This window comes from Quadrisphaera sp. DVD1 (assembly GCF_058932755.1).
Genome location: NZ_JBZYWI010000028.1, coordinates 21,819 through 28,961, shown reverse-complemented (window position 1 = coordinate 28,961; position 7,143 = coordinate 21,819). Strand labels below are relative to the sequence as shown.

The following is a 7,143-nucleotide window of genomic DNA, read 5'->3' as shown; positions in this document are numbered from 1 at the left end:
TCCTGGTGCTGCCGCTCGGTGCGCTGGGCGAGGTGGCGCTGCACGCCGTCGTCACCTGACCGCCGTCCGCGACGCCACCCGGCGTGGTAGCAACGACCATGACGCCGACGCTGCTGGACGACGCCCGCGCCCTCGGCCCGGAGCTGGCCGACCTGCGGCGCGCCCTGCACCGCGTGCCCGAGGTCGGCCTGGACCTGCCACGCACCCAGGCGCTCGTGCTCGAGGCGCTGTCCGGGCTCGACCTCGAGGTCAGCACCGGGACGGCGCTCAGCTCGGTGACCGCGGTGCTGCGCGGCGGGAGCGGCAGCGGCGTGCACGACAGCGCGCGCCCCACCGTGCTGCTGCGCGCCGACATGGACGCGCTGCCGGTGCTCGAGGCCGTCGACGTGCCGTTCCGCTCCACCCTGGACGGCGCGATGCACGCCTGCGGGCACGACCTGCACGTGGCCGGCCTCGTGGGTGCCGCGCGCCTGCTCGCCGCCCGCCGCGAGGAGCTGCCCGGCGACGTGGTGCTGATGTTCCAGCCCGGCGAAGAGGGTCGCGACGGCGCCGGGGCGATGATCGCCGAGGGAGTGCTGGAGGCCTCGGGCCGGCGTCCGGACGCCGCCTGGGCGCTGCACGTCTTCGCCACCCTCGGCCCGCGCGGGATCGTCACCAGCCGGCCCGGCCCGCTGATGGCCTCCAGCAACGAGCTGCACGTCACGGTGCGGGGCCGCGGCGGGCACGGCTCAGCCCCCGAGGCCGCCGCCGACCCGGTGCCGGCGATGTGCGAGATGGTGCTGGGCCTGCAGTCGCTGGTCAGCCGCACGGTCTCCCCGTTCTCCCCCGCCGTGCTCACCGTGGGCCACGTCGCGGCGGGCAACCGGGCCAACGTCATCCCCGACACCGCCTCCTTCGCCGCGACGGTGCGCTGCTTCGACGAGGCGGTCCTCGCGCGCCTGGAGGAGGACACCGTGCGCTACTGCCGGGGCGTGGCGGCCGGGCACGGCCTGGAGGTCGACGCCGTCTTCCGCCGCCAGTACCCGGTGACGGTCAACGACGCCGCGGCCGTGGACCTCGCCGAGCGGGCGGTCACCGCGGTGCTGCCGCCCGTTCCGGGCGGGGCCGGGGCGCCGTTCGCCCGGATGCCGCACCCGATCGCCGGGGCGGAGGACTTCAGCCGCGTGCTCGCGGCCGTGCCCGGGGCGATGCTCTTCCTCGGCGCCCGCCCGCCCGGCGCGGACCCCGCGACGGCCGCCGACAACCACTCCCCCCGGGCGGTCTTCGACGACGCGGTGCTGCCCGAGGCGGCCACGGTGCTCGCCGAGCTGGCGCACACCACCCTCGCCCGCGCCTGATCCGCCCCCTTCCTCCGCACTTCCGCCGCAGAGCGCGGTCCGCGACGCCACCGGAACCGCGCTTCGCGGGGAAAGCGCGGGCGGGCTCCCTACGATCGGCGGGTGCGCAGGAAGACGACCGTCCTGATCGGCGCCCTCGCGGCGCTCCTCGTCCTCGCGGTCGTGGCCGCCGTGGTGGTGGTGCGGGTGCGCAGCGGCGAGCGCGCCCGCGACGAGGCCGCCGAGGCCGCGGCCGCCGACCTGGCGCAGGCCTGGAGCGCCGGCGACCTGTCGACCGCCCGCTTCGTCGGCGCCGAGCCGGCCGCCGTCCAGGAGCAGTACGCCGCCCTGACCGCGGGGCTCGACGGCGCCGCCCCCCAGGTGGAGGTGACCTCCACCACGCGGGAGGACGAGACCGCCACCGCCGACCTCACCCTCACGTGGCCCTTCGGCGAGGGCTGGACCTACGACGTGCAGGCCGACCTCGCGCCCGTGGACGCCGACGGCGGCGCCGACGCGCCGTGGGGCGCGCGCTTCACCCCCGCGCTGGTGCACCCCGACCTCGCCGAGGGCGACCGCCTGACCGCCGAGCGCACGGCCGCCCCGCGCGCGGAGGTGCTCGGCCGCGGCGGCGCCGCCATCGTCAGCGCCCAGCCGGTGGTCGAGATCGGCGTCCAGCCCTCGCGCACGACCGACCCCGCCGGCACGGCGAACCAGCTCGCCGCCGCGCTCGCCACCTACGAGATCGACGCCGCGGACCTGCAGTCGCGGATCACCTCCGCCTCCCCCGACGCCTTCGTGCCGGTGATCACCCTGCGCCGTCCCGACTACGACGCCGTCCGCGCGCAGGTGCAGCCGCTGCCGGGCACGGTCTTCCGCGAGACCACCCAGCCCCTCGCGCCCACGACCGCGTTCGCCCGGGCGCTGCTCGGCCGGGTGGGCCCGGCGACGCAGGAGCTCGTCGACGCCAGCGAGGGCCGGGTGCTGCCCGGGGACACCACCGGCGTCTCGGGGCTGCAGCGCCAGTACGACGCGCGGCTGACCGGCACCGCGGGCACGACGGTGCGCCTCGAGCACGCCGACGAGGCCGAGCCGGCCGAGGAGCTCTTCGCCACCGAGCCGGTGGCCGGGCAGCCGGTGCAGCTGAGCCTGGACCCCCGCGTGCAGCAGGCGGCGGACGCCGCGCTGGCCGGCTCGACGGCCGGCAACGGCAACGCCGCGCTGGTCGCGATCGACGTGCCGACCGGTGACGTCCTGGCGGTCGCCAACACCCCCGCCAACGGCACGAACCGCGCCCTGACCGGCCAGTACCCGCCCGGCTCGACGTTCAAGACGGTGACGACGACGGCGCTGCTCGGCACCGGCCTCACGCCGGAGGAGACCGTGCCCTGCACCCCCGAGGTCACCGTGGAGGGCCGCTCCTTCCGCAACTTCGAGGGCGAGGCGTTCGGCGACGTGCCGTTCCGCACCGACTTCGCGCAGTCGTGCAACACGGCCTTCATCCGCCTGTCCCAGCGCCTGGGCGCCGACGACCTCACGCAGGCGGCGGCGTCCCTGGGCCTCGGCGGCTCGTGGGACCTCGGCGTCGACGCGTTCACCGGCAGCGTCCCCGCCGAGGGCTCCGCGGTCGACCGCGCGGCGGCCTCGATCGGGCAGGGCACGGTGCTCGCCAGCCCGGTCTCGATGGCCGTGGTCGCCTCCACCATCGCCCGCGGCTCGTGGGTGGCCCCCCACCTGGTCACCGACCCGGCGCCGGCGGCGCCCACCGACGAGCCCGCGCCGGACGCCGACGGCCTCGCGGTGGTGCGCGACCTCATGCGCTCGGTGGCCACCTCCGGCACGGCCGCCGCGCTGGCGGACGTGCCCGGCGCCCCCGTGCACGCCAAGACCGGCACCGCGGAGTTCGGCACGCAGGACCCGCCGCAGACGCACGCCTGGGTGATCGGCTTCCAGGGCGACCTCGCCTTCGCGGTCCTCGTCGAGGAGGGCTCGAGCGGCGGCGTCGCGGCCGTGCCGGTGGCCGAGGCGTTCCTGCGCTCGCTGGCCGGCTGAGGCGGGCGGTGGCACGGTGGCGGGCATGAGGATCGCCGTCGCCGGAGCCCACGGGCAGGTCGCCCGCCACCTGGTCCGCCTGCTCGCCGCCCGAGGGGACGAGGTGGTCGGCCTCGTGCGCAACCCCGACCACGTCGTGGACGTCGAGGCGGACGGCGCCACCGGGGTCGCCGTCGTCGACCTGGAGCGCTCCTCGGTCGACGAGGTGGCCGCCGCGGTCGACGGCTGCGACGCGGTGGTCTTCGCCGCCGGGTCCGGCCCGGGCAGCGGTGACGCCCGCAAGGAGACGATGGACCGCGACGGCGCGCTCCTGCTGGCCGAGGCCGCCGAGCGGACCGGCGTCCGCGGCTACCTGCTCGTCTCCTCGATGGGCGTGGAGTCCGTGCGCGACGGCGCCGAGCCCGAGGGCCTGGAGCCGGCGATGCTGCCCTACCTGCGCGCCAAGCTCGCCGCCGAGGAGGGCGTGCGCGCCCGCGACCTGGCGGTGACCGTCCTGCGCCCCGGTGGCCTGACCGACGACCCGGGCACCGGTCTCGTGCGCCTGGCCCTCGAGGTCGACCGCGGGCGCGTCCCGCGCGCGGACGTGGCCGCCGTCCTCGCGGCGCTGCTGGCCCTCCCGCCGGCCCCGGGGGCGGTGCTGGAGCTCGTCGGCGGCGACGACCCGGTCGAGGACGCCGTCCAGCTGGCCCTGGGCGGCATCGGCCTGTGACATCGCGCGCGCGGCGGTGAGCCTGGGAGCGGGCTGTGAGTCGTCCCCAGCCCCTGGTCACGGCCCCGCCCGGGGCCGATGCTGGGCCCGTGACCGCGACCTCGCCCGCCCCCGCCGCTGACGGAGCACGGACCCGGCGCCCCCGCCGCCGAAGGTGGCTCTGGCTCGCCGCCGGCGCGGTGGTGCTCGCCGTCCTGGCCCTCGTCGTGGGGCCGCGGCTCTACGCCGCCTCGCAGGAGGGCAGCGCCGCCGCGCCGCTGGCCCCCGCCGAGCCCGCTCCCGCGGCCACCGAGGTGCCGACCGCGTCGCCCAGCGACGCGGCGGAGCCCCCCGCCCCGGCGCTCGCCGACGGCACCTGGAACGTCACCGGCGGCACCGCCGGGTACCGGGTCAACGAGGTGCTCAACGGCCAGGACGTCGCCGTCACCGGGCGGACCGACCAGGTGAGGGGCTCGTTCACCACCGCCGGCGGCACGCTGACCACCGGAGAGGTCGCCGTCGACCTCGCCAGCGTGGCCACCGACATCGCCGCGCGCGACGCGCAGTTCCGCCGCGTCGTGGGCGTCGAGGCCAACCCGGAGGCGACCTTCGTGCTCACCGCCCCGGTGGCCCTCGGCGGGCTCGCGGAGCCGGGCTCCTCGGTGGCCGTCACCCTGCCCGGCACCCTGACCATCAACGGCCAGCCGCGCGACGTGCAGGTCGCCGCGACGGCCGAGCTCACCGCCGCGGACTCCACCACCGTCACCGGGTCGATCCCGGTCACCTGGGCCGACCACGGTGTCGAGGCCCCCGACCTGGCCATCGTCAAGGTCGAGGAGACCGGCACCCTGGAGTTCCAGGTCGTCGCCGCCCGCGGCTGAGCGGCGTCAGGCCAGGGAGCGCTCGGCCGCCTCGACGACGTTGGCCAGCAGCATCGCGCGGGTCATCGGCCCGATCCCGCCCGGCACCGGGGTGTACCAGCCGGCCACCTCGGCCACGGCCGGGTCGACGTCGCCGACGAGGCGGTCCTTGCCGGTCTCGGCGTCGTGCACGCGGTTGATGCCCACGTCGACGACGACCGCACCCGGGCGCACCATGTCGGGCGTCAGGACGCCGACCACGCCGGCCGCGGCGACCACGACGTCCGCCCGCCGCGTGTGCTCGGCGAGGTCGCGGGTGCCGGTGTGGCAGGAGGTGACCGTGGCGTTGACGGCGCGGCGGGTCAGCAGCAGGCCGAGCGTGCGCCCGACGATGACGCTGCGCCCGATGACGCACACCTCGGCCCCGGCCAGCTCCACGCCGTGCCGCTCGAGGATCTCCACGACGCCGCGCGGGGTGCACGGCAGCGGCGTGGTCATCGGGCCGGACACGCTGGCCACGAGCTCGCCGAGGTTGGCCGGGTGCAGGCCGTCGGCGTCCTTCGCCGGGTCGACCAGGGAGATCACCCGGGCGCTGTCCAGCCCGGCCGGCAGCGGCAGCTGGACGATGTAGCCGGTGCAGGCGGGGTCGGCGTTGAGCCGGCGGACGGCGTCCTCGACCTCCTCCTGCGTGGCCGTGGCGGGCAGGTCGACGCGGATCGACTCGATGCCGACCTCGGCGCAGTCGCGGTGCTTGCCGCGCACGTAGGCCTGGCTGCCGGGGTCCTCCCCCACGAGCACCGTGCCGAGCCCCGGCACGACGCCGCGCCCGCGCAGCGCGTCGACCCGCGCCCGCAGCTCGCCCTTGATCGCCGAGGCGGTGGCCTTCCCGTCGAGGACCCGCGCGCTCACGCGCCGAGCCCGGGGTAGAGCGGGAAGGCGTCGGTGAGGGCGGCGACGCGGGCGCGCAGCGGCGCGAGGTCGGCCGCGGGGTCGAGCGCGGTGGCGATGACGTCGGCGACCTCGCGGAACTCGGCGTCCCCGAAGCCGCGGGTGGCCAGGGCCGGGGTGCCGATCCGCAGGCCCGAGGTGACCATCGGCGGGCGGGGGTCGAACGGCACGGCGTTGCGGTTCACGGTGATCCCGGCCTCGTGGAGGCGGTCCTCGGCCTGGCGCCCGTCGAGCTCGGAGGCGCGCAGGTCCACCAGCACGAGGTGCACGTCGGTGCCGCCGGTCAGCACGCTGGCGCCCACCCCGGCGACGTCGGGCTGCATGAGGCGCTCGGCGAGGATCGTGGCGCCGGCGAGGGTGCGCGCCTGGCGCTCGCGGAACTCCTCGGTCATCGCGATCCTGAAGGCCACGGCCTTGCCGGCCACCGCGTGCATGAGCGGGCCGCCCTGCTGGCCCGGGAAGACCGCGGAGTCCAGCTTCTTGGCGTGCTCGGCGCGGGACAGGATGATCCCGCTGCGCGGGCCGGCCATCGTCTTGTGCACGGTGGTCGTGACGACGTCGGCGTACGGCACCGGCGAGGGGTGCAGCCCGGCGGCGACGAGCCCGGCGAAGTGCGCCATGTCGACCATGAGCAGCGCGCCGACCTCGTCGGCGATCGCCCGGAAGGCCGCGAAGTCCAGGTGGCGCGGGTAGGCCGACCACCCGGCGATGATGAGCTTCGGGCGGCGCTCCAGCGCCACGCGGCGGACCTCGTCCATGTCGATGACGAAGGTGTCCTCGCGCACGCCGTAGGAGGCGACGTCGAACAGGCGCCCGGAGAAGTTGGCCTTCATGCCGTGGGTGAGGTGCCCGCCGTGGGCGAGCTCCAGGCCCAGGATGGTGTCGCCGGGGCGGATCAGCGCGTGCATCACCGCGGCGTTGGCCGAGGCCCCCGAGTGCGGCTGGACGTTGGCGTGCTCGGCGCCGAACAGCTCCTTGGCGCGGGCGATCGCCAGCGACTCGGCGATGTCGACCTGCTCGCACCCGCCGTAGTAGCGGCGGCCGGGGTAGCCCTCGGCGTACTTGTTCGTCAGCACCGAGCCCTGCGCCTCGAGCACCGCGCGCGGCGCGAAGTTCTCGCTGGCGATCATCTCCAGCGTCTCGCGCTGGCGGCGCAGCTCGCCGTCGAGGACGGCGGCGATCTCGGGGTCGACCTCGGCCAGGGGCCGGTCGGTCACGGGCTGGACGGGGGTCTGCGTCACCAGGGGCTCCTCGGGGCGTGGCACGGCGGAGGACGTCG

At 76.9% G+C, this 7,143-nt stretch carries 6 protein-coding genes; 4 read left to right on the top strand and 2 right to left on the bottom strand.

All coding sequences use genetic code 11. The features are described 5' to 3' along the window. Window positions 1-98: 98 nt before the first annotated feature. From AC5FZL_RS05240 to AC5FZL_RS05225, 4 genes are all read left to right on the top strand, one after another. Window positions 99-1,337: a M20 metallopeptidase family protein gene (locus tag AC5FZL_RS05240; protein ID WP_493617513.1), complete on the top strand. Its 1,239-nt coding sequence runs from the start codon at window positions 99-101 to the stop codon at window positions 1,335-1,337. Window positions 1,338-1,439: 102 nt separating this feature from the next. Then, window positions 1,440-3,368 (top strand): penicillin-binding transpeptidase domain-containing protein, encoded by a 1,929-nt coding sequence (locus tag AC5FZL_RS05235; RefSeq protein WP_493617512.1) that lies wholly within the window; start codon window positions 1,440-1,442, stop codon window positions 3,366-3,368. A gap of 25 nt (window positions 3,369-3,393) precedes the next feature. Next, window positions 3,394-4,077, top strand: coding sequence for an SDR family oxidoreductase (locus AC5FZL_RS05230; RefSeq protein WP_493617511.1), 684 nt, complete (start codon window positions 3,394-3,396; stop codon window positions 4,075-4,077). 89 nt (window positions 4,078-4,166) lie between these two features. Further along, on the top strand, window positions 4,167-4,937 hold the full coding sequence (locus tag AC5FZL_RS05225) for a YceI family protein (protein WP_493617510.1): 771 nt from the start codon (window positions 4,167-4,169) through the stop codon (window positions 4,935-4,937). Between the two features lie 6 nt (window positions 4,938-4,943). Here AC5FZL_RS05225 and AC5FZL_RS05220 read toward each other — a convergent pair whose 3' ends face one another. Both AC5FZL_RS05220 and glyA read right to left on the bottom strand, forming a co-directional pair. Next, complete coding sequence (locus tag AC5FZL_RS05220) at window positions 4,944-5,825, bottom strand: bifunctional methylenetetrahydrofolate dehydrogenase/methenyltetrahydrofolate cyclohydrolase (protein WP_493617509.1); 882 nt, start codon at window positions 5,823-5,825, stop codon at window positions 4,944-4,946. Continuing rightward, window positions 5,822-7,105 (bottom strand): serine hydroxymethyltransferase, encoded by a 1,284-nt coding sequence (glyA, locus tag AC5FZL_RS05215; RefSeq protein WP_493617508.1) that lies wholly within the window; start codon window positions 7,103-7,105, stop codon window positions 5,822-5,824. Before glyA ends, AC5FZL_RS05220 begins: the two co-directional genes overlap by 4 nt. Between the last annotated feature and the right edge of the window lie 38 nt (window positions 7,106-7,143).